General features: G+C 64.7%; 27 protein-coding genes. 13 read left to right on the top strand and 14 right to left on the bottom strand.

Going from position 1 to position 25,407, the window contains the following annotated elements; all coding sequences use genetic code 11:
• Positions 1–6: 6 nt before the first annotated feature.
• The 8 genes from JQ617_RS25410 to JQ617_RS40475 all read right to left on the bottom strand — a co-directional run bounded on the left by JQ617_RS25410 (position 7) and on the right by JQ617_RS40475 (position 5,362).
• Complete coding sequence (locus tag JQ617_RS25410; RefSeq protein WP_212028665.1) at positions 7–324, bottom strand: twin-arginine translocation signal domain-containing protein; 318 nt, start codon at positions 322–324, stop codon at positions 7–9.
• A 17-nt stretch (positions 325–341) separates the two neighbouring features.
• A complete protein-coding gene (locus tag JQ617_RS25405) occupies positions 342–899 on the bottom strand; it encodes an HdeD family acid-resistance protein (RefSeq protein ID WP_212028664.1) in 558 nt (185 codons plus the stop codon).
• A gap of 148 nt (positions 900–1,047) precedes the next feature.
• A complete protein-coding gene (locus tag JQ617_RS25400; RefSeq protein ID WP_212028663.1) occupies positions 1,048–1,533 on the bottom strand; it encodes a DUF992 domain-containing protein in 486 nt (161 codons plus the stop codon).
• A gap of 1 nt (position 1,534) precedes the next feature.
• A complete protein-coding gene (locus JQ617_RS25395) occupies positions 1,535–2,131 on the bottom strand; it encodes a hypothetical protein (RefSeq protein WP_212028662.1) in 597 nt (198 codons plus the stop codon).
• Positions 2,128–3,258 (bottom strand): AI-2E family transporter, encoded by a 1,131-nt coding sequence (locus tag JQ617_RS25390; protein ID WP_212028661.1) that lies wholly within the window; start codon positions 3,256–3,258, stop codon positions 2,128–2,130. Before JQ617_RS25390 ends, JQ617_RS25395 begins: the two co-directional genes overlap by 4 nt.
• 41 nt (positions 3,259–3,299) lie before the next feature.
• Positions 3,300–3,539, bottom strand: a complete 240-nt coding sequence (locus tag JQ617_RS25385; RefSeq protein WP_212028660.1) for a hypothetical protein — start codon at positions 3,537–3,539, stop codon at positions 3,300–3,302.
• A 30-nt stretch (positions 3,540–3,569) separates the two neighbouring features.
• On the bottom strand, positions 3,570–5,009 hold the full coding sequence (locus JQ617_RS25380; RefSeq protein WP_212028659.1) for a basic amino acid/polyamine antiporter: 1,440 nt from the start codon (positions 5,007–5,009) through the stop codon (positions 3,570–3,572).
• Positions 5,010–5,173: 164 nt separating this feature from the next.
• Positions 5,174–5,362, bottom strand: a complete 189-nt coding sequence (locus JQ617_RS40475) for a DUF6894 family protein (protein ID WP_063694556.1) — start codon at positions 5,360–5,362, stop codon at positions 5,174–5,176.
• Between the two features lie 243 nt (positions 5,363–5,605).
• Here JQ617_RS40475 and JQ617_RS25370 point away from each other — a divergent pair, with 243 nt between their 5' ends.
• Positions 5,606–6,316: a Bax inhibitor-1/YccA family protein gene (locus JQ617_RS25370; RefSeq protein WP_212028737.1), complete on the top strand. Its 711-nt coding sequence runs from the start codon at positions 5,606–5,608 to the stop codon at positions 6,314–6,316.
• A gap of 18 nt (positions 6,317–6,334) precedes the next feature.
• Here the strand turns inward: JQ617_RS25370 and JQ617_RS25365 are convergent, their stop codons facing one another.
• Together JQ617_RS25365 and JQ617_RS25360 are read right to left on the bottom strand one after the other, a co-directional pair.
• Complete coding sequence (locus tag JQ617_RS25365; RefSeq protein ID WP_063694554.1) at positions 6,335–6,838, bottom strand: DUF1269 domain-containing protein; 504 nt, start codon at positions 6,836–6,838, stop codon at positions 6,335–6,337.
• A 214-nt stretch (positions 6,839–7,052) separates the two neighbouring features.
• A complete protein-coding gene (locus JQ617_RS25360; RefSeq protein ID WP_212028658.1) occupies positions 7,053–7,259 on the bottom strand; it encodes a DUF3551 domain-containing protein in 207 nt (68 codons plus the stop codon).
• A gap of 292 nt (positions 7,260–7,551) precedes the next feature.
• Between JQ617_RS25360 and JQ617_RS25355 the strand changes: the two genes are divergently transcribed.
• The 9 genes from JQ617_RS25355 (at position 7,552) to JQ617_RS25315 (ending at position 18,799) form a co-directional block, all read left to right on the top strand.
• On the top strand, positions 7,552–8,643 hold the full coding sequence (locus JQ617_RS25355) for an efflux RND transporter periplasmic adaptor subunit (RefSeq protein WP_212028657.1): 1,092 nt from the start codon (positions 7,552–7,554) through the stop codon (positions 8,641–8,643).
• Positions 8,640–11,702, top strand: coding sequence for an efflux RND transporter permease subunit (locus JQ617_RS25350; protein WP_212028656.1), 3,063 nt, complete (start codon positions 8,640–8,642; stop codon positions 11,700–11,702). The genes JQ617_RS25355 and JQ617_RS25350 overlap by 4 nt, the downstream gene beginning before the upstream one ends.
• A 143-nt stretch (positions 11,703–11,845) precedes the next feature.
• Entirely contained in the window at positions 11,846–13,279 is a 1,434-nt protein-coding gene (locus tag JQ617_RS25345; protein WP_212028655.1) for a basic amino acid/polyamine antiporter, read from the top strand.
• A 27-nt stretch (positions 13,280–13,306) separates the two neighbouring features.
• Positions 13,307–14,569: an arginine deiminase gene (gene arcA, locus JQ617_RS25340; RefSeq protein ID WP_212028654.1), complete on the top strand. Its 1,263-nt coding sequence runs from the start codon at positions 13,307–13,309 to the stop codon at positions 14,567–14,569.
• A gap of 131 nt (positions 14,570–14,700) precedes the next feature.
• The gene (locus JQ617_RS25335; protein ID WP_212028653.1) at positions 14,701–15,522 is read left to right on the top strand and encodes an outer membrane beta-barrel protein; all 822 of its coding nucleotides are present in this window, start codon (positions 14,701–14,703) and stop codon (positions 15,520–15,522) included.
• Positions 15,523–15,551: 29 nt separating this feature from the next.
• A complete protein-coding gene (locus JQ617_RS25330; RefSeq protein ID WP_212028652.1) occupies positions 15,552–15,794 on the top strand; it encodes a hypothetical protein in 243 nt (80 codons plus the stop codon).
• Positions 15,795–16,106: 312 nt separating this feature from the next.
• Complete coding sequence (locus JQ617_RS25325; RefSeq protein ID WP_349630649.1) at positions 16,107–17,321, top strand: sensor histidine kinase; 1,215 nt, start codon at positions 16,107–16,109, stop codon at positions 17,319–17,321.
• A 57-nt stretch (positions 17,322–17,378) separates the two neighbouring features.
• Positions 17,379–18,008 (top strand): response regulator, encoded by a 630-nt coding sequence (locus JQ617_RS25320; protein ID WP_063694549.1) that lies wholly within the window; start codon positions 17,379–17,381, stop codon positions 18,006–18,008.
• 155 nt (positions 18,009–18,163) lie between these two features.
• On the top strand, positions 18,164–18,799 hold the full coding sequence (locus JQ617_RS25315) for a response regulator (RefSeq protein ID WP_212028651.1): 636 nt from the start codon (positions 18,164–18,166) through the stop codon (positions 18,797–18,799).
• Positions 18,800–18,809: 10 nt separating this feature from the next.
• Here the strand turns inward: JQ617_RS25315 and JQ617_RS25310 are convergent, their stop codons facing one another.
• Genes JQ617_RS25310 through JQ617_RS25295 form a run of 4 tightly spaced genes read right to left on the bottom strand, consistent with a single transcriptional unit; the run spans position 18,810 to position 21,917 of the window.
• The gene (locus JQ617_RS25310; protein WP_212028650.1) at positions 18,810–19,427 is read right to left on the bottom strand and encodes a HupE/UreJ family protein; all 618 of its coding nucleotides are present in this window, start codon (positions 19,425–19,427) and stop codon (positions 18,810–18,812) included.
• On the bottom strand, positions 19,424–20,029 hold the full coding sequence (locus tag JQ617_RS25305) for a HupE/UreJ family protein (protein ID WP_212028649.1): 606 nt from the start codon (positions 20,027–20,029) through the stop codon (positions 19,424–19,426). The genes JQ617_RS25310 and JQ617_RS25305 overlap by 4 nt, the downstream gene beginning before the upstream one ends.
• Positions 20,030–20,046: 17 nt before the next feature.
• The gene (locus tag JQ617_RS25300; RefSeq protein ID WP_212028648.1) at positions 20,047–21,039 is read right to left on the bottom strand and encodes a HupE/UreJ family protein; all 993 of its coding nucleotides are present in this window, start codon (positions 21,037–21,039) and stop codon (positions 20,047–20,049) included.
• Positions 21,036–21,917 (bottom strand): peptidylprolyl isomerase, encoded by an 882-nt coding sequence (locus tag JQ617_RS25295; RefSeq protein WP_212028647.1) that lies wholly within the window; start codon positions 21,915–21,917, stop codon positions 21,036–21,038. Before JQ617_RS25295 ends, JQ617_RS25300 begins: the two co-directional genes overlap by 4 nt.
• A 303-nt stretch (positions 21,918–22,220) precedes the next feature.
• On the opposite strand from JQ617_RS25295, the gene JQ617_RS25290 reads away from it, so the two are divergent.
• From JQ617_RS25290 to JQ617_RS25280, 3 genes are all read left to right on the top strand, one after another.
• A complete protein-coding gene (locus JQ617_RS25290) occupies positions 22,221–24,251 on the top strand; it encodes a hypothetical protein (protein WP_212028646.1) in 2,031 nt (676 codons plus the stop codon).
• Between the two features lie 86 nt (positions 24,252–24,337).
• Positions 24,338–24,679, top strand: coding sequence for a hypothetical protein (locus JQ617_RS25285; protein WP_212028645.1), 342 nt, complete (start codon positions 24,338–24,340; stop codon positions 24,677–24,679).
• 101 nt (positions 24,680–24,780) lie between these two features.
• Positions 24,781–25,404 carry a putative 2OG-Fe(II) oxygenase gene (locus tag JQ617_RS25280; protein WP_145662590.1) on the top strand — a complete coding sequence of 208 codons (624 nt, stop codon included), beginning with the start codon at positions 24,781–24,783 and terminating at the stop codon, positions 25,402–25,404.
• Positions 25,405–25,407 lie beyond the last annotated feature (3 nt).

Genomic DNA, 25,407 nt, shown 5'->3' with positions numbered 1-25,407 from the left:
GACGTCCTACCTCCAGCGCCATCCGCAATGGCGGCGACCGCGATGCCACCAGCAGACCCAGCGGCGGCGGCGGCGTGGCGGTGGCGGCGGGCGACCCCAGCCGGGCGAGCCCCAGCCTGGGCCGCTGCCCCAACCAGGACCGGGTCCCGGTCCCCATTGCGCCGGCATCACTGGCGCCGGGGAGGCGCCGGCGCGACCGGGATCGGGATCGACCGGCATCGCTTCCGCGACGCTGATGAGGCGCGCTCCGGCGGTGCCGAGCGCGGCGGCTGCAATGGCACTCGTTGCGAAGCCGAGGAAAGCGCGGCGGCTGGCAGCTTCCATTTTGTTGTTCTCCTCTGTCACGCGGTCTTTCGCGCCGATTGCAGGGCATAGAGCAGCCAAGCGAGGCCATGCGAGATCAGGTCGACGCCGAGCAGGAAGCCGAGCGCCCACACGCTGATGTCGGGGAAGCCGAACAGGATGAGCACCCCGGCAATGGTGCCGATGATGCCCGAGATCAGCATCATCCAGCCGTTCTGGCGCCAGTAGGCGAAACTCAGCACGCAGCGGATGACGCCCGATGCGAACAGCACCGCGCCGAGGAAATAGGTCAGGATCAGCGCGCCGGAGGCCGGCTGGGTGAGCAGTATCAGGCCGAAGGCCAGGTAGAGCGCACCGAGAACGATCCGCCACAGGAAGCTGCCCCATTCCTTGATCCAGAACGCGTGTGCGATCTCGAACCCGCCGGCAGCGATCGCCGTGAGCCCGATGAACTTGACGCTGATGATGGTGGCGAAGGCGAGATCGCCGAGCGCGAGGAATCCGGCGGCGATCAGGACGACGCCGAGCAGTGCGCAAGCCCACAGCGGTGGGGTGCCCAGGGCGTTCAAGGTCCCACGGCTGTCATACACGGTCATGCGATCCTCCCGGGTGGTCGAAGCTCGATCGATCCTGCGGAGGATCGTAACGTCGGGCACCCCCAGTCGACATCGGACGAAACCCTGAACGGCGGGGCGGGAATGTGCTCATCCTCCGCGGCGCACAGTCGCGGACGCCAGATGCGCATCACAGCTGGCCGCGCGGTCCCAGCGTCAGATGCGACACTCCCGCCGCAAGATTGAGCCCGATCGAGCGCTCCACCGATATCGGCTGCAGCATGATGCTCCGCCGCGAGCCGCCGATCAGGACGTTGGCGCCGAGCCCGGGTCCCAATGCAAGGTTGCCGCTGGCGCCGACATAGCTGCCACGCAGCGTGCCGGGACCAACCCGCGAGTTCCGCGCGAAAACGGCCCACGACAACGTGCCGGCGCTGGTGACGCCGATATCAAGGCCGACGCGCTTGATCCGTCCTTCGTAGACGTACTGCCGGTGCGAGCGCAGCTTCGTGAATACGCAGCGCATCGCCTGTGTCGAGCCGAGCACAAGTCCCACGCGCGGCTCCGAGAAGCACAATAGCCTGCCGACCCTGAATCCCTCGGCGCGCGCCGACGAGGTGATCACACAGAGAACCGCCAATGCGCCGGCGGCAGCAAGAGATCGCAATGCACGCATTTCAACCCTCCGCCTGTTTGTCGATGTCGCTGGAGCTGCGTGAAGGCTGCTGGTCCTGGCGCAGCCAGAAGGAGATGGCGAGGCCGATCAGCAAGACGGCCCCGAGCAGGAAGAACAGGATGGACTGCTTCAGCCAGGATATCGCGGGCACCGCCGCGCCCATCGCAAGGCCGAGAAAGGCGATCTGCAGGGACAAGAGGCTCACGCCCGCGAGGAACGTGCCGAGCGCAAGCAATGTCAGCAGGACGAGGCCGGTCGCGGGCGTCGGAAGCATCTGCTGGACGCCCGACACGAGCATGATGTTCATCGTGACGAGCACGGCGATCCAGTGCAGGGCTTGGGTCCAGACCAGCCGGATCTGACTCTCCCTGCCTTCGGTCTCCGGCCATTTGGTGACGACGCAGACCACGCCGATGGCGAGCGCCAGGAATTCCCAATAGCCGGTCAAAGGCTGGTGCGAGACGTTGGTGTAGGCGACGCCGGCGATGGCAAGCAGCAGCGCCACGATATAGGGCAGCTGTTGCCACAGAAATTGCGTCGCCCGCGAGCGGCTCAAAGGCTCGGGGGCATCACTGTGCTGCGCGTCGATCCCGCTCATTGCTGCTCACCCGCGATTGTTGCCGCCTCGATGTGGTCGCCGAGATAGTCCTCGACATAGAACCGCATGATCGCGACGCGGCCGATGGCGACCAGCGGCATGGCGACCGCGATGCCCATGATGCCGAACAGCGCGCCGAGGAGGACGATGGCGACGAGCGTCCATGCCGGAGGGGTCTCGACGGCGTGGCGCTGGATCAACGGGCCGATCACGTAGCCCTCGATCGACTGGATGATCGTGTAGATGACCACCGCCCATATCAGCAGGGATGCGCCGAGCGGCATCGCGACCAGCGCGATCGGGAGCGCGGCGACGATCGGCCCGAGATAGGGAATGAAATTCGACAGGCCGGCCTGAAGCCCGAGCACGAAGGGGCCGGGCAGGCCGATGAGATAGAGCGCGATCCACACCAGGATCGTCATCAGGATGATGCGGATCAGCTGGCCGACGAACCACAGCCGCATGACGTTGCCCATCTCGTCCATCACGCTGCGTGCACGGGCGCGGTAGGATTGCCTGACCAGAACGACGACGCTGTCGCGGTAGGTGGTGGGGTCGAAGGCGAAGAGCACACCGAGGAAGAGGATCACGAGCACGGCGGTCAGAAGGCTCGATGCACCGCCCAGCAGGAAGTGGGCGTGGCTGAGGAACCGGCCCTGATCGGCGAACAGCCATTGTGCGAAGTCGCGGCCCCATTCGGGCCCCAGCAGATCGACGCCATACGATAGCAAATGGTTCTGGAGGACGTCGACCTGTGCATCCATGACCTTCAGCAGTGAACGTGTCTGCTCCGGCAGCTTGCCAGCGCCCCAGATCAGTCCGAAGCCGGACAGGGCCGTCAGCAGCAGGACGACCAGCGTCAGACGCCAGGTGCGGCTGAGGGGAAGGACCGGAGCCAGCGCGCGCGCCAGCGCATCCAGAAACGCGGCGAACAGCACGCCGGCGAACAGGATCAACAGGCTGGAGACCGTTTGCCATACCAGGAAGAGGGCGACGCCCGCGGCAAGCAGCGCGAGGCCCGTCGCCAGCAGGCCCCGCGTCCGCGCGACATCTCCCGGCCGCGTCGCAGCGGCGTCCTGCAGAACGAACTCGTGCAGCCGATCTGGTCCCATCCTGGTTTCGTTCATCGCGCGATCCGTTGCCAGATGAAGCGATCCTTCCGCGGCCGTCAGGTCCGAACGCGGCGGCTGCCATAATGGGGATGCTGGCCGCCGCGATGGCGCCAGTAGCGGTGCTTTGTCGGATTGGTATTGGTGTTGGGCGCAGCATCCTTTGCTGCGGCCGCCGCGGGCTCTTTCGCTGCCGTGGCGCCGCCGTCCTTTGGTTGCGCGACGGCGAGGGGTGCCGACGCGGCGACGGCCAAGAGCCCGCCGAGAACCAGGGCCCAACGCGCGGTGTGACTATTCATGTTCGCCTCCATGCGGACAGGTACAACGGCTCAGATCGTGATGGCTCCGACAGCCAGCGCACAGATCCCGGCGCCTGCGGCGAGTGCGATCGCCGCGAACAGGACGGCTTCGATCCTGCTAAAGACGACTTCCTTGCGTTCGCGCTTGGCGATCAGGAACAGCAATGTTCCGGGTGCGTAGAGGATCGAGGACAGCAGGAGGAATTTCAGGCCTCCCGCATAGATCATGGCGACCGCATAGATCGTCGCGATGCCGGCGCGAATTCCGTCGGTGGTGCGCATCTGCGGACCACGATCATAGGTCTCGCCGGTCGATGCGAGCTTGAGGCCGTAAGCCGCGACCAGGAAGTACGGCACCAGCGTCATTGCGCTCGTCATCTTCAGGGCGAGCGTGAAGGCGTATTCTGCGAAAAAGCTGACCAGCAGGAACGCCTGGATGACGCAATTGGTGAGCCAGAGCGCGCCGGCCGGAGCCTTGTGCGCGTTCTCGCGGGCCAGAAAGGAGGGCATCGTCCGGTGGATCGCCGCCGAATGCAGGATTTCGGCCGCAAGCAGCGACCAGGACAGATAGTTGCCGAGGACGGAGATCAACAGCGCCAGGCTGATGAAGACGCCGCCCCAGCGTCCCACCATCGATTCCATCACGCCGGCCATCGAGGGCGTCGGAAGATCCGCCAGCGCGCTTTGCGGCAGCACGCCGTAGGACAGCAGCGTCACGAGGACGAGCAGGCAGAGTACGACCAAAAAGCCGGCCACCGTTGCGAAACCGATGTCGGCGCGGCGCCGGGCATAGCGGGAATAGACGCTCGCACCCTCGATGCCGACAAAGACGAAGACGGTCAGTAGCATCGTGGAGCGAACCTGGCTTACGATCTGCCGGGCGTCCGGTTGCTCAGTTCCCCAGAAATTACGCGACAGCTGCTCGCGATCCAGCAGCATTGCGGCGACCGCAATGAACAGCAGGATCGGGATGACCTTTGCGTAGGTCGCGACCGTATTGAGGGCAGCCGCACCTTTGACGCCGCGCAGCACCAGAAAGTGCACGCTCCAGAGCAGCAGCGAGGCGGAGGCAATCGCGACCGGTGTCGTGCCATCGCCGAAGATGGGAAAGAACAGGCCAAGGGTGCCCTTGATGAGGATGAGACACGCGACGTCGGCAAGGCAGCAGCCGATCCAATAGCCGGAGGCCGACGCGAAGCCGACATAGTCGCCAAACCCGGCCTTGGCATAAGCATAGATGCCCGCATTGAGCTCGGGCTTGCGCTGGGCCAGCGACTGGAACACGAGCGCCAGCATCAGCATGCCGGTTCCGGCGATGATCCAGGCGATGATGGCGCCAAATGCGCCGGTGGCGCGTCCGAACGCGGCCGGCAGGGCGAAGATGCCGGATCCGACCATCGACCCCACCACAAGCGCGATCAACGCGTTGCGCGAGAACGTCTGATCGACCTCGTTTGACCCGACCGCCATGACGGAAGATGGCCCTCCAGTCCGGGATGAGGCGGCCGCATCCAGCGGCCGTTCCGGAACGAGGACCTTAGAAGTGTGCGCCGGGGGCGCCCATCAGGGATTCTCTGTAGGAGGCGAGGGCCGGAAATCAGCAGACGGCGTCGGCTCGCGGCGCCCTCAAGCGCTCAAACGCGGGCGGCGGCCGGCCGTCCCGCAATGAGCACGACGCTGCCGCGGAAGAACTCGCCGCCCTTGGCGAGCTCGTCGGCGAGATACCGTGCATGCCGCATGGCCGCTTCCTGATCGGCGCACTCGCATCCGATCCCATCGGGAGAGAATCCGTATTTGTCCGCGATGTGAAAGAAGAAGCGCATGCTTCTCGATTAGGCCTGCGCCGGCCGGCGTCCAAGTGACAAAGGTGTAAGGGGCCTAGTCCAAAGGACTTAGAGGCCGAGGAGCGCCGCCGGCCTTGCAGCCCCGTAATGTGCTTAGCCGTTCCCTGGCGTTGGGCGGGACAGGGTGGTTTTCACCGGCAGCTCTCGGGTGATTGTCCGATGCCGGTCCGGAAGGCTGCGGGTTAGCGTGGCCTTGCTCGGCGAGCTCAAAGGAGGCCAATGATGTCCCAATTTGATCAGAATCCGGCAGCCGCGCAGACAGCCGGCGGCGCGATAGCGGCGGATGCCGGACTGCATGATTACATGCTCCGCATTTACGGCCATATGGCTGCAGGCGTTGGAGTGACTGCGGTCGTCGCCTGGCTCACCTACGAGCTCACCGGGCCTGCACTGCTGCAGAGCCCGCTGATGTGGGTCTTCATCCTGGCACCGCTGGCGCTGGTGTTCTTCATCGGCTCGCGCATCAACACGCTCTCGGTATCGACGGCACGGGCCCTGTTCTTCGTCTATGCAGCCCTGGTCGGCGTATCGCTTTCGACGCTGCTGCACATCTATACCAGCTCGTCGATCGCCCGCGTCTTCTTCGTCGCGGCCGCCAGCTTCGGCGCGCTCAGCCTGTTCGGCTATACGACCAGGCGCGACCTGTCCGGGTTCGGCACCTTCCTGTTCATGGGGCTGATTGGAATCATCATCGCGAGCCTGGTCAACCTGTTCCTGGCGTCGAGCACGCTCGACTGGATGATCTCGATCATCGGCGTCGGCGTGTTTGCCGGGCTGACGGCCTACGACACGCAGCGGATCAAGGCGATGTACGACGGCGCCGATGATCACACCTCCGCCGGCCGGAAGTCGGTCATCGCGGCGCTGTCGCTCTATCTCAACTTCATCAACCTGTTCATGATGATGCTGCGCCTTGCAGGCGGCAGGCGTTGAGACGGGAAGGACGGCGGCTCAAGCCGCCGTCTGCTCCACGGTGCTGGCGAGAGCGTCGCGCAGCACTTTTTCCTTGGTCTCGTCGAGGGACGTCTTGAGCACGACGCCGCCGGCGTCCTTGATCTCCTTGATGACCTTGTCCGCCGTCATGTGCTTGATCAGGACGAACAGGGCCGCGTTGCCGGGCTGCAGGCTCGAGGATAGGCTCTTCATGAAGGAGTCGTCGATGCCGAAATCCGAGAGCGCGCCGCCGAGCGCGCCCGAGGCCGCGCCCACCGCGACTCCGAGGATCGGATTGAGGAAGAGGACACCGATGAGAAGGCCCCAGAAGCTTCCGGTCATCGCGCCCATGGCGGTGGTGTTGACGAGCTGATTGAGCTTGATGCCGCCCGAATCCGTTTTCACGGCGATCACGGCGTCGCTGAGGGTGATCAGATACTCCTTCTGCAGCTTGAGCAGTCGCTGACGCACTTCCTCGGCTTTCGCTTCGGACGGATAGACGATCGCGACGAGATCGGACATGGAGACCTCCCGTTGGGTGGAAGAACCGGAACCCTGCGGTGAGGGTAGCGCGCAAGCGTCACCCCCGGGATCGGATGAAACCCTGGGGCCCGGTGGATGGATGTCCTGATGGGGTGGGGCAGGTGCGGTGCGTGTTTCGGACGTGGGGCGGCGCGCGACGATGAAATCGTTCCGCGCCGCCCGACCGTTCACGGCGCTGGGCATGCATGCTTCGCTAGCGCCGGCGATTCTGGACGCAAGTGCCGTGCCGGCCGCTGACCGATGCACGGCATTGGTCGCGGGTCTCGTACATGCAGTTGAGCATTCCCTTGATCTTCGAGCACCACGCCAGGTCCTGCGCCTGCGCATGTCCCGGCGTTGCCGAGCCCACGACGCTCAGCGCGATGAACACTGCGCCCGCCAGTAAGCCAAGCTTTCTCATGTCGATCCTCCACTATCGTTGCGTGAATCTTCGGGGCATCGCTTGGCCGCCCCGCCGTCTAGCCTGCCGTCACGGCGATGGCACGCATCGCCATGACTGCTGCGGACCTTTATGCGCGCTTCACAAGGTTCTCGGTATTGGGTGAATGCCTGACGGAGCGGACGGAATCTTCCAAGCCATCGTCGCCATCCCGATCACGATCACATCCGCGATGCCTCGGTAGATTTACCGATGGAAGCGGGATGGTTCCGCGGCAAGATCGTATTGCTTCGAATTGTGCGGTGATCAGGTCATGCCGACACGGCTGTCCGGTAATAAGATGCTTCTGGCAGGTACGGCTGCGCTGCTTCTGGCCGCCTGCGAACGCGAAGCGGCAGAGAATGTCGCGCCGGCGCCGCGTCCGGTCCGCACCGCCACGATCGAGAAGCGAGAGCTGCTGACACCGTTCACGTTCACTGGACGCATCGAGGCAGAGGACGAGGTCAGCGCGGCGTTCCGGATTGGCGGGCGGCTGCTCGCGAACGACGCGAAGCTTGGAGATCGCGTTCAGGCCGGGCAGCTTCTGGCACAGCTTGAATCGCAGAACGAACTGAATGCGCTGCGTCAGGCACAGGCCGCGCTTGCAGCCGCGCAGGGCCAGCTCACGCAGGCCCGTAATCATTTCGAGCGGCAGCAGACGTTGCTTGCACAGGGATGGACCACGCGCGCCAACTTCGAGGCGGCAACGCAGGCGCAGCAGACTGCCCGATCGCAGGTGGATGCGGCCGAAGCACAGCTGAGCGCCGCACATGATCAGGTCGGCTTTACCGAGCTGCGCGCCGATGCGCCGGGAAAGATCACCGACACCGGGCCGGCCGCCGGCGAGGTTGTCCAGGCCGGGCAGACCATCGTGCGGATCGCGCGGCAGGATGGCCGTGACGCGGTGTTCGACGTGCCCGCGCAATTGGTGAGGGCTGCGCCTGCCGATCTGCAGGTCAAGGTCAGCCTGACTGACGATCCGGCGGCGACGGCGACGGGGCGCATCCGCCAGATTGCCGCCCAGGCCAACGCGGTCACGCGCACTTTCGAGGTCAAGGTAGGCCTTACGGATCCGCCGCCGGCAATGCGGCTCGGTGCGACCGTGGTCGGGCGCGCCGAGGTGAGCGCCGGACCGATGATCGACGTTCCCGCGACCGCGCTGATCAGGATGAATCAACAGCCGGCCGTCTGGATCCTGGATCCGTCGACCAGCACGGTTTCGGTGCGGAATGTCGATGTGCTGCGGTTCGATCCGTCGCAGGTGATCATCTCCCAGGGACTGGACATCGGCGAGATCGTCGTCACCGCGGGCGTCCAGTCTCTTCATCCAGGGCAGAAGGTGCGCGTGCTCGGGTCGGAGCAATGACCGGATTCAACCTCTCGAAATGGGCCCTCGAGCGCCGTTCGCTCGTCGTCTATCTCATGCTCGTGGCCGTGGTCGCGGGCGTGCTGTCGTATGTCCGGCTGGGCCGCAACGAGGATCCTTCCTTCACGATCAGGACCATGGTCGTGAAGGCCGCCTGGCCGGGAGCCAGCGCCGATGAGACGATGAAGCAGGTGACGGAACGCCTCGAGCGCCAATTGCAGGAGACGCCGCATCTCGACTTCCTGCGCAGCTTCACCCGGCCGGGGCTCGCCACGATTTTCGTGAATTTGAAGGGAAGCGCCCACGGGAGAGCTGTGTCCGATACCTGGTATCAGGTGCGGAAGATGATCGGCGATATTCGCCATACGCTGCCGGCTGGCGTCGTCGGCCCGTTCTTCGATGATGATTTCGGTGACACCTTCGGGATTGTCTACGGCTTCACCAGCGATGGCTTCAGCCAGCGCGAGCTGCGCGATCGGGTGGAGGCGATCCGCTCGCAGCTCCTGGGCGTGCCTGACGTCGCCAAGGTCGAAATTGTGGGTGCGCAGGATGAGGTGATCTTCATCGAGTTCTCCAAGCGGGAGCTGGCAAATCTGGGCGTCGACCGCGCAGCCCTGGTCGCAGCGCTGGGGGCGCAAAATGCCATCATGCCGGCCGGGACGATCCAGACCGGGACGGAGCGCATCTCGCTGCGGATATCGGGAAGCTTCCGGTCGGAGCGGGACATTGCCGGCATCAACTTCGCCGCCGGCGGCCGCATGCTGCGCCTGAGCGATCTCGCCACGGTGCGGCGCGGCTTTGCCGATCCACCGCAGCCGCTGTTCCGGATCAATGGCCATCCGGCGATCGGCCTCGCCATCTCCATGCGCGACGGCGGCGACATCCTGGCGCTCGGCAGGAACGTCAAGGCGGCGATGGCACGGATCACGGCCGATCTGCCGATCGGGATCGAGCCCAGCCTTGTGGCGGACCAGGCCGTCGTGGTCGACAAGGCGGTCGGCGAGTTCATGACTTCACTGCTGCAGGCCGTCGCGATCATTCTCGTCGTGAGCTTCGTCAGCCTCGGCGTTCGTCCAGGCTTCATCATTGCGCTGGCCATCCCGCTCACGCTCGCGATCGTGTTCCCGGCCATGGAGGTTCTCCGCATCGACATGCAGCGGATATCGCTCGGCGCGCTGATCATCGCGCTCGCGCTGCTGGTTGATGACGCGATGACGACGACGGATGCGACGCTGAGCCGATTGGCGCTGGGCGACAGCAAGGCTGCGGCTGCCAGTTACGCCTTCCGGACCCACGCTCTTGCCATGCTCGCCGGGACGCTGGTGACGATCGCCGGCTTCATTCCGGTCGGCTTCGCCGCCAGTGCCGCCAGCGAATACACCTTTTCGCTGTTCGTGGTGATTGCGATCGCACTGCTGGCCTCCTGGTTCGTCGCCGTCATCTTCGCGCCGCTGCTCGGCGCCACAATTCTGGTTCCGCCCAAGCCGGGCGCGGCGGTAGCCGGGCTGGCTTTCCGATGGTATCGGAGCCTGCTGGTGTCCGCGCTACGGGCCAAATGGCTCACGCTCGGCGGCACGGCCGCGCTGTTCGCCGCCTCCGTGCTCGCGCTTCCGCTCATTCCACAACAGTTCTTTCCATCGTCCGATCGGCCGGAGCTGCTCGTCGATGTCAGCCTGCCGCAAAATGCCTCGATCCATGCCAGTGAGGCGGCGGCCAAGCGGCTGGACAAGGTTCTGGCGGGTGATCCCGATGTCGGGCATTGGAGCACCTATGTTGGACGCGGCGCGATCCGGTTCTATCTGCCGCTCAGCGTCGAGCTGCCGAACGATTTCTTCACGCAGGCCGTCGTCGTGGCCAGGGACATTCATGCGCGCCAACGCCTCCATGCCAAGCTGGAGCGATTCCTGGCGGAGCAGTTTCCGAACGCCGTCTCTTCGGTGTCGCCGCTCGGCCTCGGACCTCCGGTCGGATGGCCGCTGCAATATCGGGTCAGCGGCCCCGACGCCGAACGGGTGCGCGACATCGCACTCGAGGTCGCCCGGATCGTCGCTTCCGATGCCCGGGCAAAGAGCGCGAATTTCGACTGGATGGAGCCCGACCGTCAGGTGCGCATCCGCGTCAATCAGGATGAGGCGCGCCTTCTCGGTTTGAGTTCGCAGGCGATCGCCACCGTCCTGAACACGGTGATATCGGGCATGCCGGTCACGCAGGTGCGGGACGACATCTACCTCGTCAACGTGGTGGTGCGCGCAACGGACGAACAGCGTGTCTCGCTGGCGAGCCTGCGTACGCTGCAGGTGCCGGTGGCGGGCGGGCAGAGCGTTCCGTTGAGCCAGTTTGCATCCTTCGAGTACGACCAGGAGTTTCCGCTGATCTGGCGGCGCGATCGCGTTCCCACGCTGACGGTGCGAGCCGCCATCACCGATGGAACGCTGCCCGAGGCGGTCGTCAACGAGCTGGCGCCGGTCATCGCCAAGCTGAGGGCGGGATTGCCGCGCGGCTACGATGTCGTGGTTGGCGGCACGGTGGAGGAAAGCCGGTCATCGCAGGCGTCGGTCATGGCGGTCTTGCCGATGATGCTGCTGGTGATGTTCACGGTGCTCATGGTGCAGTTGCAGAGCTTCTCCCGGTTGCTGATGGTCGTCAGCGTTGCCCCGCTCGGTCTGATCGGCGTCGTCGCGGCGTTGCTGCTTTCGGGGCAGCCGCTCGGCTTCGTCGCCATTCTCGGCGTCCTGGCGCTGCTCGGCATGATCAGCAAGAACGCGGTCATCCTCATCGGTCAGATCGAGGCGGAGCGTGCGCAAGGGAAGGGGCCCTGGCAGGCCGCAGTGGATGCAAGCAGTTCGCGCTTCCGCCCCATCATGCTGACCGCCGTCTCCACCGTGCTCGGCCTGATTCCGATCGCGCCGACCGTGTTCTGGGGGCCGATGGCCTTTGCGGTCATGGGCGGCCTGCTCGTTGCGACTGTTCTGACGCTGATCTACCTGCCGACACTGTATGTGGCCTGGTTCGGCGGCAAGGAGCCGGCCGCAGCGCGCGACCCGGCGGCCGCAGCGTGAGCGCGCCGCACGGCGAGGGTAATCCTGCACCCTGACTAGGTAATCACCCGATAGGCCCATGCCGGGTCCGCGGCGCATCATCGCTCCCGGTACGAGCGGACCGGCCGGGGCGCAGGTCGGGACTGTCGCTTCGGAGCCTTCACATGACGGCGACGCCATCGATCCAGAAGCTTTCGCTGTTTGCCCTGACCGCCATGGTCGTCGGCTCCATGGTCGGCTCGGGCATCTTCTCGCTGCCGCGGACATTCGGCATCGCGACCGGCCCGTTCGGTGCGATCCTCGCCTGGTGCATCGCCGGCGGCGGCATGTACACGCTGGCGCGCGTGTTTCAGTCGCTCGCCGAGCGAAAGCCCGAGCTCGATGCCGGTGTTTACGCCTATGCTAAGGCGGGCTTCGGGGACTATCCCGGCTTCCTGTCCGCGCTTGGCTACTGGACCGGCAGTTGCATCGGCAACGTGTCCTACTGGGTCCTGATCAAGTCGACCCTGGGCGCCTTCTTCCCGGTGTTTGGTGACGGCAATACGGTGATCGCCATCATCGTCGCTTCCGTCGGAATCTGGTTTTTCCATTTCCTGATCCTGCGCGGCGTGCAGCAGGCGGCTGCGATCAACACCGTCGTCACCATCGCCAAGATCGTTCCGATCCTAGTCTTCATCGTCATCCTGATCTTCGCTTTCAAGGCGGACCTGTTCCGCGTCAATTTCTGGGGCGGCGAAGGCATGCCGGACAAGGGACTGTTTGAGCAGATCCGCGCGACCATGCTGGTGACGGTGTTCGTGTTCCTCGGGATCGAGGGCGCAAGCGTCTACTCCCGCTATGCCAGGGAGCGGTCAGACGTAGGTGCCGCGACGATCATGGGGTTTGTGGTCGTGACGAGCCTGATGGTGCTGGTCACCATGCTGCCTTACGCGGTGTTACAGCGGGCCGAAATTGCCGACATGCGGCAACCCTCGATGGCCACGGTTCTGGAAGCCGTGGTGGGGCATTGGGGCGCCGTCTTTGTCAGCGTCGGTCTCATGGTGTCGGTGCTCGGGGCTTATCTTGCCTGGTCACTGATCTGCACTGAAGTGCTGTCCGCCGCCGGCCGGACCAGGGACATGCCGGCCCTGTTCGGCACCGAGAATGAGAACAAGGTTCCGGCGGCCGCGCTGTGGCTCACCAACATCGTCGTCCAGCTCTTCGTCATCAGCACTTACTGGTCCAGGGATGCCTTCTCATTGATGCTCAACCTGACGAGCGTCATGAATCTGATCCCGTTTTTCCTGGTAGCCGCCTTCGGGCTCCGGTTGGTCACGCGGGGTGAGACCTATGAGAAGAACCCGGCGGCGCGCAGGCGAGACCTGATCTTCACCGGGATAGCCGTCGTCTACACGCTCTTCCTGATCTATGCGGCGGGCATGAAATACCTGCTGCTGTCGGCGATCCTCTATGCGCCCGGCACAGCACTCTATTTGTGGGCTCGGCTCGAACAGAAGGCGAAGGTCTTTACGCCGGTCGAGTGGGGCATTTTCGCGGTGGTCGCGATCGGCGCGGTGATCGGCATTCATGGCCTGGCGACCGGCTACATCACGATCTGAGCGGAGCATTTTCCGGAGGTAAAGCTCATGACCAATCAGGCGTCGGACTCTGGGATTTCCTTCGGCGTTCATTCGGAGGTCGGCAAGCTGCGCAAGGTGATGGTCTGCTCGCCGGGCCGCGCCCATCAACGCCTCACGCCCACGAACCGCGACTCGTTGCTGTTCGACGACGTCCTCTGGGTCGACAATGCCAAGCGCGACCATTTCGATTTCGTCCAGAAGATGCGCGACCGCGGTATCGAAGTGGTCGAGATGCACAATCTTCTCGCTGAGACCGTCGCCATCCCGGAGGCGAGGACATGGATTCTCGACAATCAGATCGTGCCCAATCAGGTCGGCCTTGGTCTGATCGAAGAGCTGCGCGACTACCTGGAAGGACTCAAGCCACGCGAGCTGGCGGAGACCCTGATCGGCGGGCTGTCGACCCATGATTTTCCGGAAGCCCACGGCGGCGAGATGCTGAAGTTGATCCGGGAAGCTGCCGGGATGACCGAATACCTGCTGCCGCCGCTGCCCAACACATTGTACACGCGCGATACGACCTGCTGGATCTACGGCGGCGTCACGATCAATTCACTGTTCTGGCCGGCGCGCCACGAGGAGCCAATCCTTGCGGCCGCGATCTACAAGTTCCACCCGGACTTTGCCGGGAAGGTCAACGTCTGGTGGGGTGATCCGACGCTGGACCATGGCCTGGCGACGTTCGAGGGTGGCGACGTGATGCCGATCGGCAAGGGCAACGTCCTGATCGGGATGAGCGAGCGGACGTCGAGACAGGCCATCAGTCAGGTCGCCGCGGCCTTGTTCGCGAAGAAGGCGGCCAGTCGGGTGATCGTGGCCGCCATGCCGAAGCTCAGGGCGGCCATGCATCTCGATACAATTTTCACCTTCGCCGACCGGGATTGCGTGCTGATCTATCCCGATATCGTCAACAACATTTCCGCATTCTCCTACCGTCCGGCCGACAATTCCGCCGGTATCGAGCTGCGCAAGGACGAGGGCCCATTCGTGGACGTCGTGGCGGAATCGCTGGGGCTCAAGAAGCTCCGCGTCGTCGAAACCGGCGGCGGCGCCTATATGCGCGAGCGCACCCAATGGGACAGTGGTGCCAACCTCGTCTGCGCCTCTCCCGGAGTGGTGTTCGCCTATGACCGCAACACCTATGCCAATACGCTGCTGCGCAAGCAGGGGATCGAGGTCATCACCATCGTTGGCGCGGAGCTCGGACGTGGCCGTGGTGGTGGCCACTGCATGACTTGCCCGATCATAAGGGACGCGGTCGACTATTAGGGTCGCAGCCTTTTACGAAAGGCTGATCGGTCGTATCAACTCAGGATTTAAAACTCAAACATTAACACGCCACAATCACGGCACAGCCTAGGCGAGTACCCGATGTACACGGAAGCCATCGGAGGAAAGCCATGCGGGGATCAGGAATTCTTCTGCCGATCGTTGGTCTGCTCGGCGCGGGTCCCGCAGGCGCGGCTGATCTTGACCTGACCGAGTTCAAGGCGAGCACGGCCGCTGTGCCATACATCTCCGCCCCGGCCTGGAGTGTGGTCGGTTCCATCTCGCCGACCTTCACCGACAATGCCCTGTTCACCCGCGACAACCGCAAGTCGGACATCTACTACGAGCCGGACGTGAGCGTCAGGCTCGACGGGAATCTGACCAATGATCTGTCCTACCGGCTTTATGCGCGCACCCAGTACGAAGCATTCTCGCGAGAGAAGGACAGCAATTTTGCCGTGGCGCGCGTGGGCGCGCGCCTGACCGAGAACTGGGACGGCTGGCGCTTCTCGGCTATTTACGAGAATCGCTACGATTTCGACGGCATCTACCGCGACCTCGCCTTCACGTCGCACGACGTGATGGGGTCCGTGGCGCGCGACTTCCGCGCCGGTAACGCGACGTTCTCGCCGCTGCTGCTCCTGACCTACCGGTTCTCCGATCTTGCGGAAGCGCGCCGCTGGCGTTTCGACGCCGTGCTCGGCATCGAGGTCAAGCTCGATCCGAGATGGTCGATCGTGAGCACGCCGCTGTTCGAAGCCTACTGGTTTACCGACGGGCTCAACTCGGGCCGTCGGGATCAGCTCTATTCGGCGGACGTGGGCCTGAGGTACAATTTCGCAAGCAACGTGTCGCTGACCACCACGGTGCTTTACGAGGCGCGCACGTCGAATGTTCCATTGCGGCGATACAGGGATGTCCGAATCGGCCCCCGCCTGGACTTTGCTTTCTGAGAGGTGCCTGAACGATGCGCGTGAGTTGCTTGTCGTTGTTGATTGGTCTGCTCGTCGGCACGGTGGCCGCATCGGATGCCGCTGCCGATCCACGCGATGCGGTGGATAGAAGCCAGCGCCTCGATACCGATGCGCTCCGCGACGATGCCGCGACGAACCGTCTGACGCAGCCCTCCCATCCCCTGCAGATCGCGCCGCCGGCCCCGACCGCTCCAAAGGCGAAGAAGGAAGGGAAGCGGAAGTCGGGCGCGGCCGGCAGTAGCATCAGGTAGCCTTGCGCAAGGCAGGCGCCTCGCGAAATCAGGAACCCGCAGTTTTTAGCTTTGTTCTGCCGGATAGGAGCGCAGCGCCGGGGGACGGCGTGGCACAAACTGCATAGTCGTGCGCCGCGCGAAGGCCGTCACGAATCCGAGATTTTAGTTTCTCTGGAATGCTACCTGTTGGTGTATGCCCGCGTCGGGGTATATAGTGGATAGGCCGCATGGTGCACGTCTTCCAGGCTGGGTGGTTTGTGTTGCGCCAGCGGACGAGACGGAGGGCTCCGATACTGTCTTCAATATCGGGAGCTCGCCGAGGAAGAGTGGGTGCGTACCGTGAAACTACACAGCTTCCCCCGCAGTGAGTCGCGTCGAAACAATCCAGCAGACTGGCTGCAAATAGCGTCGGAAGAATCGATCGGATCGCTCTTTTGGACGTGTTCGGCCGATCTTCTCTTTGCGGTGCGACCGTCCCTTCAAGGATGCTTCGCGTACGAGGCGATCAATCCGGAGTTCGAATCCTATCTCGGTCTGTCGTCGGAAGATGTCCGCGAACTGGATGTCTTCGAGTGCATGAACGCCGGTGATGCCAGATCGATCTGCGAGGCGTTTCGCGCGTGCCTTGCGGAAGGGACGGAGATCAGGATCCGGCACCGGCTCTCCCTCGGCGGCACGCCCCGGAATATGGAAACGACCGTGGTGCCGGTCGTGGATCCCGCGCTCGGCAATGTGGTCCGCCTGATCGGCAGTCACCGCGCAGCACGGAATGGCGGCCTCGATGGCGCCCCCCATCGCGGCGATGGGCTCGACGTCGATGTCGGCCTGGTTTCGATTCAGGAGGGCATTCAGCAACGGATCGCGTCGGATCTCCACGATTCGACCTGTCAGCATCTGATCGCCGCCAGTCTCGGCCTGATGCGGATCCGGAACAGCCTCGAGGAGACGGCCGCGGGCGCGAGGCTTTGCGACGAGATCGACGGCTCGATCAACGAGGCCCTGCGCGAGATCCGCGCCTTCGCCTATCTGTTGCATCCCCGGAATCTGGCCGGCGAGGGATTGAAGGCCACCATTGCGCGCTACGCGGAAGGATTTGCCGCGCGCACGTCGCTGCTTGTCGGCGTCGATATCGTGCCGGATGTCGACCGGCTTCCCTACGAGACCAAGCGCACCTTGCTGCGTGTGGTGCAGGAAGCGCTGACAAACGTCTTTCGTCACGCCAAGGCGACGGAGGTCACCATCACCATCGACATCGTCGATGACCGCTTCCATCTGACGGTCAGCGACAACGGACGCGGTCTGCCCGCTGGCCGCGGCAGGTATGGCGCGCCGGGATCGATCGGCGTCGGCATCCCCGCGATGCGGGCACGGCTGCACGAGATCGGGGGCACGCTCGAGATCCAATCCAACCGGGCCATCCCGCAGCCGGGCACGGTCCTGTGCGCCATGTTCCCGCATCATCTTGCAACGAGCGGAGATAATCGTCGAAGAGCCACGAGAGGTGCGAAGGTCCGCACCAGCACGCGATCGACAAAAGAACACTAGGCGGCCGCAGTCACGACCCTGCGCGAACCGCCGTGAGGACGTCTGGAGTGCCCTGCCATGAAGCGAATTCTGATTGCCGACGACCACGAGGCGGTGCGGGCCGGCTTGCGCGCGGTGATCGAGCAGCGCGCCGACTGGGAGGTCGTGGCGGAGGTGAACGATGGCGGGAAGGCGGTGGCCGCCGCGATCGAAAGCCGGCCGCATGTCGCGATCGTCGACTTCTCGATGCCGCGCATGACGGGCGTCGAGGTGGCGCGGCGGATCAGGGAATACCCGCTGCAGACCGAGGTCCTGATCTTCACGGTGCACAATTCCAGCCTGCTCGCACAGCAGGCCTTCGAGGCGGGGGCGCGTGCGTTCCTGGTCAAGTCGGACGCGAGCAAGCTGCTGCTTGCGGCGGTCGAGTCGCTGCTGCTTCACCGGCCGTTCTGCACCCGGAGCTGCCTGACGGAACTCGATCGCCGGCCGCGCGCCGATGGCGAGCGCCACCATGAGCTCACGGCACGCGAGCAATTGGTGGTGAAGCTGGTTTCGGAAGGCTACAGCAACAAGGGCATCAGCGCGATCCTCAACCTCAGCGTCAAGACGACCGAAGCCCACCGCGCGGCCGCGATGCGCAAGCTGGAGGTGAACTCGACGGCGGGGCTGGTCCGCTACGCGGTCAGGTCCGGGCTGGTCGAGGCTTGAGGCGGGCTGCGCGGCCTCGGTACGTTTCCCGGCCCATCTCAGGGTTTTGTGGGATAAACGTTCCGGCTGCGGTCCGTATGATCGTTCCACTTTGCTGCCGGTCTGTCGGTGGTGCCCTGACGAGGGCAGCCGGACCGGCAAACGGGAACCGCGCCGTGAAACGCATCTTGATTGCGGATGATCATGAAGTCGTGCGGTCCGGGCTGCGCGCGATCGTCGAGACGCACTCGAGCTGGATCGTGAGCGGAGAAGCGAACAACGGCGAGCAGGCGGTGGCGCTGGCGCTCGAAACCCGGCCGGACGTCATCATCGTCGACTATTCCATGCCTGTCATGAACGGGCTGGAGGTCAGCCGTCGCCTCAAGTCGCTCGACGTCGGCGCCGAAGTCCTGATCCTGACGATGCACGAGAGCGAGGAACTGCTGACCGAGGCCATTCTGGCCGGCGTGCGCGGCTTCCTGTTCAAGTCCGATGCCCGCAAGCATCTGATGTCCGCCATCGAAGCCCTGCTCGACGGCCGGCCCTATTTCACCAGCGTCCTGTTGGAGCGGCTGCTTCACGACTACCGGACCAACAAGCAGAACCGGTCCGACATGCTGTTGACCTCGCGCGAGCAAAGCGTGGTTCAGCTGATCGCGGAGGGGCATACCAACAGGTCGATCAGCGAGATCCTGAAACTGAGCGTGAAGACCGTCGAAACCCACCGCGCCTCGGCGATGCGCAAGCTCAGGATGTCGTCGACCGCCGAACTGGTGCGCTACGCGATCCGCAAGAAACTGGTTGCGCCCTGAGGACAGGCGTTCACGACGCCAGCGCAAGGCTTCCCATCATCAGACCGATCGCTGCGATCCAGCCGCCGAGGGCGCGAACGGCGATGGCCCGCCAGGATGTCGAGCTGTCGGCCGCCGTCCGTCTGAAGGCCGCGGTGAGCGCCATCGTCAACGTGATGGCGGCGTAGCCGACGCAGGCAAGGCCTGCCGCAAACAGCACTCGGTCCGTTTCGGGCGCAAGGTCGGCGCCGTTCGCCGCGCCCCTGATCACGGCGACCACGAAGGCCATCGCGCACAGCAGCACGGTCGGCACCTGCGCCGCCGCGGCGAGCAGCATGCCGAGCGCGAGCATCATGGCCGCGTCGGCAAGCTGCGTGGACACCGCGCCGAACACATGCCCGAGCAGCAGGCCGGCCAGCAGCCCCAGCGGGAACACGGGGATGAGCCAGCGCCCCTTGGCGCCTCCGAGCGTGCCGGCCAGCACGCCGGTCGCGGTCCAGAGCACGACATCCCCAAGATCGGTGAGCGGGTGCACGACCCCCATGTAGAAATCGCCGAGGCGGGCCGCGACGATGTGGGCCTCGGCGGCGTTTACGCCGGCGATCAGCATCAAGGCTGCGATCGCGGCGCGCAATAGATTCGGCTTCATGCGAAGGCTCCGACGCCCTGGGCGAGGAAATAGCAGCCGATCGCCGCGATGCCGGCGCCGAGTCCCTGGATGAGGCGCTCGCCGGCGGGCCAGCGCGTCAGCGTGCCGATCACGATGCCGCACAGGTGCAACAGGCCGGTGGCGGTGACGAAGCCGACGCCATAGGCCAGCGCGTTCGCCGCGCGCGGCAGCTCGGCGCCGTGCGCATGCCCGTGAAAGATCGCGAACACCGCGACCACGACGGCGGCCGCGGCAAAGGGCAGGCGCAGCCGGGCGGCAACGGCTAGTCCCAGGATCACGGCGGAGGCGGCGATCATCACTTCCGGGAAAGGAAGCGGAACATGCAGCACGCCCAAGACGCCGCCGATCGCCATGACGAGCGGGAAGGTGATTGGCAGGATCCAGATCGCGGGCGCGCCGAGCTGCGCGCCCCAGATTCCGACCGCCACCATCGCGATCAAATGGTCGATGCCCGTGACCGGGTGCAGGAGGCCGCTGACGAGGCCGCCTGCCACGCCGGCCTGCTCATGCGCGAGCGCCGGCTGCATCAGCGCGAGCGAAACGATCGCGGTGGTGAGGGGGAGGGGAAGTCGGAAAGACATTGTGCTCAAACTCTCGCTCAGATCACGGCGAACACGCGCGCCAGGCGGCCGAAGAACCAGAACATCGACACCGACCCGATGAGATAGGCCGGAAGCGCCTCGCCCCAGCGCGGCACGACGGCATCGAGCCGGCGGTGCGCCCAGATCAGGGCGAGCACCAGCAACACGAAGGCGAGCTGTCCGATCTCGACACCGATGTTGAAGAACAGCAGCGCTGCCGGAAGCAGGCGGCGTTCCAGCCCAAGTCCGGCCAGCGCGCTCGCAAAGCCGATGCCGTGCACGAGGCCAAAGCTGAACGCGACGATCCACGGATAGCGGGCGGTGAGCCCGATCTCGCCGCGCTGCTGCTTCACGATCTCCACGCCGACGAAGGCGATGCTGAGCGCGATGCAGGCATTGAGCGGGCGTTCCGGCACGCCGATCAGGCCGAAGGCGGCCGCGGCCAGCGAAGCGCTGTGCCCGATCGTGAAGGCCGTGATCGTCTTCACCAGGCGCCAGCCGCCGCCGACGATCCAGATCAGGCCCAGCACGAACAGCAGGTGGTCGGCGCCGAGCAGGATGTGGTCGATGCCGTAGTTCACATAGGTCCTGGCCAGCTCGAGCCAGACCTCGAGCGTCGGCGCGCCGGTGCCGAGAACGGAGACGACCGGATTGGCCGTCGAAATGGTGTAGCTGCGCGGCTCGCCCTCGATCGGGACGACCTTGATCAGGACGACCGACATGTTGGAGCCGAGATTGGTGATGGTGATCGGACCCACCAGCCCCTTGGTGCCGCAATTCATCTCCGGCAGGCGGAGGAAACAATGCGGCGGCACGCGCAGGTCGACGCGCGATGCGCCGATCGACGGCTCGATGCTCCAGCGCCCGACGAAGGCGCCGGGCCGGACCTCGCGGAATTCGAGCACGCCCATCGCGGCTTCATGCGCGCTGACGGCCGGCGGCCGCACCAGCACGGCCAGCGCCAGCGTGACGGCCAGCAGCGCCAATCGCAGATAACGGATTGCGCTCACGGCTCGTACCGCACTTGATAGGACGCCTTGAGCCGCTTGACCGCTTCCCAGGCCAGCTTGCGGGTCTCATCCGTATGCCAGATCCGGGCAGCCTCATCCCGAACCTTGTCGAGGCTGGCGAGATCTCCGGGGCGCCGGGAATCCAGCCGGGCGACGTGCCAGCCGTCCTTGGATTGCAGCAGCTTCCATTCCCCTTCCGGCATCGCCAACAGCTGGTCACGGAAAGTCTCGCCGAAGGCCGGGGCAAGGCTCTCGACCGGCCGGGCGAGAATCGCGCGCGTCAGATGCTGCAGCTCCTCGGATTCGCGCTGCTGGACAATGTCGTCGAGCCGCTGCTGCGCCGTTGCCTGATCGGTGGGCGGGGTGATGTAGAAGGACACGCGCTCCGGCTCGTCGAAGCGGGCGTGATTTTCCGCAAACCAGGCCTTGAGCTGCTCGTCGGTCGGACGGGGGACGCGGATCTGGTCGAAGATCAGCAATTGCATCTTGAAGGCGATCCGGTCGCGGATGGTCTCGTCGCCGCGGTCGACGCCAAGCGCCTTGCCTTCGCGGTACAGGATCTCGCTCGCGACCCAGCTGTCGATCATCTTCTGGAGCTGTTCGCTCGACGGGGCGCGTTCCTTGTCCTCGTCGAAATTGTCGATGAAGGACTGGCGCAGCACCTTGGTGACCGCAATGACCTTTTCGTCCTTGGCCGGCGGATGCAGCACGGCATCGGCGCCGAAGATGATCGCTCCGAGCAGGGTGAAGTGCAGCAAGGGTTCGCGCGAGAGCCGCACGAGCATTGAGACAAAGGAGCGCGACGGCGTTGCCGCGCCATGCGCGGCATCGGCGCCCGAATCCGAACCTCCCGCATGCGATGTCGGAAAGGACTGCATTTCAACTGGTGTTGCCGGCATTGACATATGGTTGTCACAAATCTCGCAGCATGCGCCGCCGCTGAATGCGGCAGAGCATTTCAACTGTCACTTTCGTGCGGCGCGGATATGCAACGGACAAACGCCGGAGGCAAGATGCCTTGCGGAAATTCCCGACCTGCGTTCGCCAAACACAAATCCTTCACGAAGTTGTATCGGAACTCTGGTCATGATCGCGCCGCGCAGGGAGTCGCTCACGTCGCTGAGTTCGAATTCCCGGATTTTCTGTTGTTCGCGATATCTGACTTGAATGAGGGGAGATAGATGTTTCCATCTGGCAAGACGATCCTGTTGACCGCCGCATCGGCATCATTGGCGCTGACTCAGAGCGCGACGGCCGAGGAGTTCGGCCGCGGCGAGCGCCGCGGCAACCCCTATGTTGCCGGTGACATGCACAATCACAACACGTGCACGGACGGTTCGGTCGCAGCCGGCTACACGATCGACCGCGCGGTCGGGCGGGGCACCGCGTCGGCGGGCGGCAACAATTTCGATCTCGACTGGTTCACCCTCGGCAACCATGGCGGTTCCGGCAATCGCGACTGCCGCTTCAGCGACACCAGCGCCAATCTTCCCGGACAGACCACGACGACCTGGAGCCAGACGCTCGGCCAGACCATCGACGGGATCACCATCTCCAGCCTGAAGGGTACCCCGAACGGCTCCGGCACCGGCGCCCAGATGTGGCGCTGGCAGTCGATCCGCGAGGTCGAGTATCCGACCATCGTCAATCGCTCGGCGCAGTACGACAAGGTGCTGATCGAAGGTCTCGAGTGGATCGCGCCCGGCCACGAGCACGTCGATGTCGCCGTCATCACCGGACAGCGCCCGATGCACCGGCGGAAGCCCGGCAACGCGGACAAGATGGCGGAATTCGAATACCGCTTCGACCGCGCCGACACCGACGCGATCGGCCCCACCATCGACGCCGGCGGCAACCAGCTCTGGCCCGGTAAGGACAACGTCAATAACACCGGCACTGCGGGCCACCAGAAGGCGCTGACGGGCGTCAAGTGGCTGCAGGCGAACTATCCGCTGCAATCCTACCTCATCCCGACCCACACCGAACGCCAGGGTCCGTTCAGCGCGACCGCCAACAAGGGCTACAACATCGAGCACTTCCGCGACTTCAACAACGCGGGCCCGACGGTTGCGTTCGGCATCGAATCGCCCGGCCACTTCGCCGAAGGCGGTGCCAATGGCGGCTCCGGCTCCTATACCTCCGGCGCAGTCGGCGGCGGCACCTACGGCATGAGCGGCATCTACACCGCGAAGGTCGGCGGCCTCTGGGACGGTCTGCTCGGCGAGGGCCGCAACTTCTTCATGTATGTGAGTTCGGACTGGCACAGCCGCGGCGCCGGCGGTGCACGCGACTCCTTCACCACGGCCGACTTCATTCCCGGCGAGTACACCAAGCTCTATGTTCCGAATGCCGGCCGGTTCTCGTCGCAGCACGTCGTCGACGGCATGCGTTCGGGCAACTCGTACTCGGTCAACGCCGACCTGATCGGTCCGGACATGGTGTTCCGTGCCAAGACGCGCGGCGACGACTGGAAGACCATGGGTGAAACCCTGGTGGTGCGGCCCGGCGAGAAGATCACCGTCGAGATGCAGCTGACCGTGCCGCGGGAGAACAACGCTCCGTACAGCTTCAACAATCCGCTGCTGGTGCCGGTGGGCATCAAGCAGCCGCTCAACAAGCCGTCGCTCGACCACGTCGACCTGATCACCGGTCAGATCACCGGCGTCGTTGCGCCCGACGCGCCCAACTACGCGGTGGCGAATGCCGCGGGCACGGCCGGCGCGTCGATCGTGTACAATCCCTCGGCGACCATTGCCCGCCAGATCCCCGCGACGCAGATGCATCGCGAGCATCGGGGTGATCGTGACGGCGTGCGGCTGACGTTCACGACGACGTTTACCGCAGGCACCAAGCCGTTCTACATCCGTGCGCGTGGAACCAACATTCCGAACGGCACCCCGAACGTGTCGGACACGGCCGGCAATCCGCTGCTGGACGCCAACAACGCGCAGGTCAGCTGCACCGATCCGGCGTGCCCGACGCATCTGGAGACGGTGAACGGCGCCAAGAAGGTGACCCACGACGTTCAGGCCTATTCGAACGTCTGGTTCTATGCCAACCCGATCTTCGTCCGGCCGGAAGGCTCGCCGAAGCTCCTGGTCGAGACCAACGCCGAGCTGGCGCGCCGGCTCGGTCAGCGGGCTGACAACGACCACGATCATGATCACCACGATCATGACGACCACGACGATCATCATCACGACCACCACTGACGTGATGTGAGGCCATCCGGCGGGACGCAGCCTTGCGGCCCGCCGTACTCGTTTTAAGGCGGGCTTCGCGGCCCGGAACGGTTGACATGCATCTGTTTCGTATCGTCATCTGCACATTCGGCCTGCTCGCCGGCCTTGGCTGCGCCATGGCCAGCCCCGGCGCGGCCGCGCCTGCCTCGGAGGAGCCGACGCAGGAGGATTGCAACGTCGCGGTCGCGGAAGCGCGCGCCTTGGCGGCGGCCCTGCCGTCCGATCATCTTTCGCGCTATTTCGCCGAACGGCACCTGCATCAGGCGCTGGTCGAAGCAGGCAACGGCGAGTTCGACGAATGCGTCGACATGGCCGCGCGTGCTTCGGACGAGGTGCGCGAACGGCGCCATGAGCTGCTGCCGGGCGAGAAGCTGAAAGTGCTCGGCGCGCACGAATAGCCGGATTGGAGAATTCTCCAGATCCTGCGCGCTGTCATCGCGGTGTCATCTTAGCCCGGGCATTGTCTGCCCGCGTTTCAAGAACAGGGTGACGTTGCGACATGGACCAGATCGAGCCGCTTTTCCCGATTCCATTGCTGCGCTCGCCCGGGCTGCTGCCGCCCGCGTTGAACGAAGCCGCCGTGGCTGCGATCCGGGATACAAGGGTCGAGGGCAATCTGCGTTCGGGCCAGCTCTTCCACACCGAGGTTGCCGATCCCCGCGACAACGAGCTGTTCCGTGAGATCGCCGAGCTTGCCGTCCCCAAGCTTGTCGATTTCGGTGTCCTGCTGTTCGGCGAAAAGCTGCGCTGGACCGTCAAGGAGATGTGGACCAACATGCTCGAGACCGGCGGAAACCAGACGCTGCATTCCCATGCCAATAGCTTCGTCTCCGGCATCATCTATCTGACGCCCTCGCATCCGGCGTGCAAGACGGTCTTCGTGCGGCCGCCCGGCGGCTTCGACTTCTCCTTCCGCCACCACACGCGTGAAGCTGCGATCGGCCCCTTCAACGCGGGCAAATATGCCCTGCCGGAGGCCGAGCCCGGCGATCTCGTGCTGTTTCCCAGCTACCTCTACCATGAGGTGCCGCGGAACCAGGGTGGGCAGAGGATCACGATCGCCTTCAACGCGATCCCCGATCATCTCGACTGCTGGGGCTATCGCATCAATTTCGCGCCGTAGATC

This window comes from Bradyrhizobium sp. KB893862 SZCCT0404, from assembly GCF_018130885.1.
Lineage (GTDB): Bacteria > Pseudomonadota > Alphaproteobacteria > Rhizobiales > Xanthobacteraceae > Bradyrhizobium > Bradyrhizobium stylosanthis.
This window is presented reverse-complemented; position numbering and strand designations above follow the sequence as displayed.

Excerpts from the sequence above, each read along its gene's own strand:
- JQ617_RS25410 (WP_212028665.1), bottom strand. The coding sequence starts at position 324 with ATGGAAGCTGCCAGCCGCCGCGCTTTCCTCGGCTTCGCAACGAGTGCC.
- JQ617_RS25370 (WP_212028737.1), top strand. The coding sequence starts at position 5,606 with ATGTCCCAATTTGATCAGAATCCGGCAGCCGCGCAGACAGCCGGCGGC.
- JQ617_RS25385 (WP_212028660.1), bottom strand. The coding sequence starts at position 3,539 with ATGAATAGTCACACCGCGCGTTGGGCCCTGGTTCTCGGCGGGCTCTTG.
- JQ617_RS25335 (WP_212028653.1), top strand. The coding sequence starts at position 14,701 with ATGCGGGGATCAGGAATTCTTCTGCCGATCGTTGGTCTGCTCGGCGCG.
- JQ617_RS25320 (WP_063694549.1), top strand. The coding sequence starts at position 17,379 with ATGAAGCGAATTCTGATTGCCGACGACCACGAGGCGGTGCGGGCCGGC.
- JQ617_RS25305 (WP_212028649.1), bottom strand. The coding sequence starts at position 20,029 with ATGTCTTTCCGACTTCCCCTCCCCCTCACCACCGCGATCGTTTCGCTC.
- JQ617_RS25350 (WP_212028656.1), top strand. The coding sequence starts at position 8,640 with ATGACCGGATTCAACCTCTCGAAATGGGCCCTCGAGCGCCGTTCGCTC.
- JQ617_RS25345 (WP_212028655.1), top strand. The coding sequence starts at position 11,846 with ATGACGGCGACGCCATCGATCCAGAAGCTTTCGCTGTTTGCCCTGACC.
- JQ617_RS40475 (WP_063694556.1), bottom strand. The coding sequence starts at position 5,362 with ATGCGCTTCTTCTTTCACATCGCGGACAAATACGGATTCTCTCCCGAT.
- JQ617_RS25405 (WP_212028664.1), bottom strand. The coding sequence starts at position 899 with ATGACCGTGTATGACAGCCGTGGGACCTTGAACGCCCTGGGCACCCCA.
- JQ617_RS25290 (WP_212028646.1), top strand. The coding sequence starts at position 22,221 with ATGTTTCCATCTGGCAAGACGATCCTGTTGACCGCCGCATCGGCATCA.
- JQ617_RS25280 (WP_145662590.1), top strand. The coding sequence starts at position 24,781 with ATGGACCAGATCGAGCCGCTTTTCCCGATTCCATTGCTGCGCTCGCCC.
- arcA (WP_212028654.1), top strand. The coding sequence starts at position 13,307 with ATGACCAATCAGGCGTCGGACTCTGGGATTTCCTTCGGCGTTCATTCG.
- JQ617_RS25400 (WP_212028663.1), bottom strand. The coding sequence starts at position 1,533 with ATGCGTGCATTGCGATCTCTTGCTGCCGCCGGCGCATTGGCGGTTCTC.
- JQ617_RS25395 (WP_212028662.1), bottom strand. The coding sequence starts at position 2,131 with ATGAGCGGGATCGACGCGCAGCACAGTGATGCCCCCGAGCCTTTGAGC.
- JQ617_RS25355 (WP_212028657.1), top strand. The coding sequence starts at position 7,552 with ATGCCGACACGGCTGTCCGGTAATAAGATGCTTCTGGCAGGTACGGCT.
- JQ617_RS25360 (WP_212028658.1), bottom strand. The coding sequence starts at position 7,259 with ATGAGAAAGCTTGGCTTACTGGCGGGCGCAGTGTTCATCGCGCTGAGC.
- JQ617_RS25295 (WP_212028647.1), bottom strand. The coding sequence starts at position 21,917 with ATGCAGTCCTTTCCGACATCGCATGCGGGAGGTTCGGATTCGGGCGCC.
- JQ617_RS25365 (WP_063694554.1), bottom strand. The coding sequence starts at position 6,838 with ATGTCCGATCTCGTCGCGATCGTCTATCCGTCCGAAGCGAAAGCCGAG.
- JQ617_RS25380 (WP_212028659.1), bottom strand. The coding sequence starts at position 5,009 with ATGGCGGTCGGGTCAAACGAGGTCGATCAGACGTTCTCGCGCAACGCG.
- JQ617_RS25310 (WP_212028650.1), bottom strand. The coding sequence starts at position 19,427 with ATGAAGCCGAATCTATTGCGCGCCGCGATCGCAGCCTTGATGCTGATC.
- JQ617_RS25390 (WP_212028661.1), bottom strand. The coding sequence starts at position 3,258 with ATGAACGAAACCAGGATGGGACCAGATCGGCTGCACGAGTTCGTTCTG.
- JQ617_RS25285 (WP_212028645.1), top strand. The coding sequence starts at position 24,338 with ATGCATCTGTTTCGTATCGTCATCTGCACATTCGGCCTGCTCGCCGGC.